Below are 4,074 nucleotides of genomic sequence, written 5' to 3'. Positions count from 1 at the left end.
ACATCAGGTATCGGATTAGCGTTAACCAATCAGCTTATCGACAGTGGACATAATGTAACGGTGATGTCCCGAAACAAATCAGACAATTTACCGGGTGATGCAAAACACGTAAAACTTGATGTATTGAGTGAAGAAGTGGATACAGCAGATTTAGATGAGGTTGATGGTCTCGTTTATTGTCCAGGTTCAATTAATCTAAAACCTTTTAAGGCGCTAAAAGATGATGACTTTCTCAATGATTATAAAATAAATGTGCTTGGCGCAGCTAAAGTGATAAAAGCACTTGAAGGCAAATTGAAAAAATCAGATAATGGATCTGTAGTTTTATTCAGTACAGTGGCTGTCAATCAGGGTATGCCGTATCATGCTTCTACCGCTGCAGCCAAAGGAGCAGTAGAAGGACTAGGTAAATCATTGGCAGCAGAATATGCGCCAAAAATTAGAGTCAATATTGTGGCACCTTCTATTACAGACACACCTATGGCAGAAAATCTACTTTCATCGGATGATAAAAGAGAAAAATCAGCGAAAAGACACCCAATGAATGCGGTTGGTGATCCGGAGGATCTTGCTGCTCTTACTGCATTTCTACTTTCAGAGAAAGCCAAGTGGATCACAGGCCAGGTAATAGGTATAGACGGTGGTATGTCTACCTTAAGATCGTTGCAATAAAAGATCGCTTATGTAAAACTACCGTTAAAAATAATTTCAAATTGATTATGTTTATGGCATGACTGCCATAAATGCTTTAACCAAACGGTTCCTCATATTTGTTAGTCTTTCCATACTGGTCTTCGCCTGTATTGAGGAAGAGAGCAAGTATGAGGAACCTGGCATTTCTAAGGAGCTGGCTGACAGTCGATTTACAAATATATCTGAGGTAAAATATAGCCTACGTTTTGACATTCCTGAAAATCAGAGCGAATCTATTCCTGCACAGGCTGTTATTAAATTTGACTATAAGCAGAATGGTAAAAGTTTACTGTTCGATTTTAATAGTGACCCTCAAAACATAAAAAAAATCATCGTAAATGATGAAGAAACCTCTGTTGAGGTCAGCAACGAGCATATCTACATAGACGAATCACTGCTTCAGGATAAAAATGAAATCAAAATCGATTTTATAGCGGGCGATCAATCACTAAATAGAAATCCTGACTACCTATACACGCTTTTTGTGCCTGACCGAGCTTCTACATGTTTTCCTGTATTTGACCAACCAAACCTTAAGGCGACTTTCGACTTAACATTAAGCATTCCGACTCAATGGGAGGCGATTGCTAATGGTGAAGTGATTGATGAAAAAATTGCCGGAGATTCAAAAATTTTGTCCTTTAAAGAGACTAAACCAATAAGCACTTATCTATTTGCATTTACAGCTGGTAAATTCAAAAAGGTAACTAATACAATCAATGGCAGAAAAATGACGATGCTGCATCGAGAAACTGATGCAGCCAAACTCGAAAGAAACCTTGATAAAATTTTCGATTGGCATTATAAATCTTTGGTATGGCTTGAAGATTACACAGCCATCGACCATCCTTTTGACAAGATGGATTTTGCTTTGATACCTTCATTCCAATATGGTGGGATGGAGCATCCGGGAGCTATATTTTACAAAGCCTCGAGTCTATTCCTTGACCAATCAGCTACTCTTAACCAACAACTTGGCAGGGCGAGGTTAATTGCTCACGAAGTAAGCCATATGTGGTTTGGCAACCTTGTAACCATTGAGTGGTTTGATGATGTCTGGCTCAAGGAAGTTTTTGCCAATTTTATGGCAGCCAAGATAGTCGACCCTCAATTTCCTGATATAAATCATGATCTAAAATTTGTGTTATCACATTACCCATCAGCCTACGAAGTTGATAGATCAATGGGTACACACCCGATAAAGCAAGAGCTAGAAAATCTCAAAGATGCTGGTTCCTTATATGGCTCAATAATCTATCAAAAGGCGCCTGTGGTGATGAAAATGCTTGAAGAAAATATAGGAGAAGATGCCTTTCAGGCAGGAATAAGAGATTACCTCCAGCGATATAGCTACAGCAATGCTTCCTGGACAGATTTACTTGAAATTTTAAGCAAACAGACCAACTATAACATCGATTACTGGAATGACAAATGGGTGATGACGCCCGGTATGCCTATCATAATGACTACGTTGAGGGTAAGAAACGATAAAATAAAAAAGATGAGGCTCAATACCTTTGTGCCAGGGCAGGAGAAGGCCTATGTATGGCCCCAGCAATTAAAGGTTTTGATAGGTTTTGCTGATAGCACTACACTCGAATTACCTGCTGCAATAGGCGAGGAGATAGATACAGTAGAAAATATGCCCGCACCAGAAATACTTTTTACCAATGCCGGAGGCAAGGGATACGGTTATTTTAGGCTTGGCCCTAATAGTAAAAAGCACTTTTTATCAAACATAGGACAGTATGATGAGCTGCTAAGAGGTGCTCTTTGGCTCAACTACTATGAGCTGCTATTGCGAGAAGAAATAGATCCTCAGGTTTTAATGCAGGCCTTAATAAAAAACTTACCCACAGAGAATAACAACCTTATTACAGAATATATGCTTGATGTAATAGAAACCATTTATTGGCGCATCTATACTTCAGAGCAACGCTTAAAATTGGCACCTCAACTCGAAGGACTTCTACTGAGCCTTGCACTGGGTAGTGAGAAAACTCAACTGATGGCATCATATTTCAATACGCTTCAGTCCGTAGTAATTACTGAGGGGGGAGTAGACTTGCTAATGAGAATATGGGACCAGGAAATGGAAATCGAGGGGTTGCAATTATCTGAAAATGATTACACCAAACTGGCTTATGCCTTAGCATTAAGATATTCATCCCGAGCAGACAGTATTTTGAATGTTCAATATCAGAGAATCTCGAATCCGGATAAGCAGAGACAGTTTGATTTTATCAAAACAGCGCTTTCAGCAAACCAACAAACTAGAGATGATTTTTTTGAATCTTTGAAGGATAAACAAAATCGTGAAAATGAAGCCTGGGTATTAGAGTCTTTAAGTTATTTACACCACCCATTACGTGCTAATCAATCTCTTAAATATATAGAACCTAGCCTTGATCTATTGGAAGAAATAAGGCTTACAGGAGACATCTTCTTTCCTAAAAGATGGCTGGAGAAAACTTTGGGAGGACATAGTAGTGATGAGGCAAAGCAAATAGTAAGGCAGTTTTTATTCAGAAACAACAGCTACCCTAAAGACCTTAAAAATAAGATATTGCAATCGGCCGATCTTCTATTTAGAGTGGTAGATATAAAAGAAAATTACAAATCAAAGGCCGAGGAAGCTTCATAAAGTATAGGAATCCATTGTATGTAATGAATTCCTTTTATTATTTCACAAGTAGGAAGGGTTAGTTATAGATAATTTTAAATGAGCGAGGAGCTTCTCAAAACCATAATTCAACTGTTTGCCATTGTAGCTAAAGAACGAGTTACTGAGGCAGAGAGAAATAATATTCAGGAATTCTTATCAGTTCACCTCAACCAGGAGGCTATCGGTTACTACTTAAAGTTGTTTGATGGCCACAATACCGAAATACAAATTGCCAAACAGGCTCAGCTAGACAATATCGATGATCAAACCCTTGAGTTTGTTGATGACTGGGCAAAAATAATGGCCATTTCCAAACAGGTAAACGCTGCCCTCACTATGCAGCAAAAAGCTGTTTTAATTATTAAAATCATCGAACTTGTTTTTGCTGATGGCGAAATCTCAGAGCGACAGGAAAATCTCATATTCTATATCGGTGAAGCCTTAAAAATCTCGAGGCGCGACATGATGTGCATCAAGAGTTTTGTATTGGGACAAGATCTTGAAGAATTGTCATCTAAAAATATTCTGATAATCGATGAAGGCTCTGGAGAATATGAAATAAAAGGCCCGAGGATCGTACAAAAAAACCTCACCGGCCTGATTGCCATCCTGAGGCTCGGTAGCATAGAAACTTATTTTATTAAATATCTGGGCATATCAGTTTTATACCTCAACGGGCAGCCTCTTAAGAGTAGAAAAATCGGGGTATTTCCAAC

General features: G+C 38.6%; 3 protein-coding genes. All 3 read left to right on the top strand.

Features of this window, described 5'->3' with window-relative positions; all coding sequences use genetic code 11:
• Positions 1-672, top strand: a 672-nt coding sequence (locus tag E1176_RS04710; protein WP_155209414.1) for an SDR family NAD(P)-dependent oxidoreductase, incomplete at its 5' end; no start/stop codon positions are given.
• 58 nt (positions 673-730) lie between these two features.
• Positions 731-3,337, top strand: coding sequence for a M1 family metallopeptidase (locus E1176_RS04705; protein ID WP_155209413.1), 2,607 nt, complete (start codon positions 731-733; stop codon positions 3,335-3,337).
• 78 nt (positions 3,338-3,415) lie between these two features.
• Positions 3,416-4,074: TerB family tellurite resistance protein (locus tag E1176_RS04700; protein WP_185152634.1), on the top strand; the 659-nt coding region annotated here is incomplete at its 3' end.

The organism is Fulvivirga aurantia, from assembly GCF_009711475.1.
Classification (GTDB): Bacteria; Bacteroidota; Bacteroidia; order Cytophagales; family Cyclobacteriaceae; genus Fulvivirga; species Fulvivirga aurantia.
This window is presented reverse-complemented; position numbering and strand designations above follow the sequence as displayed.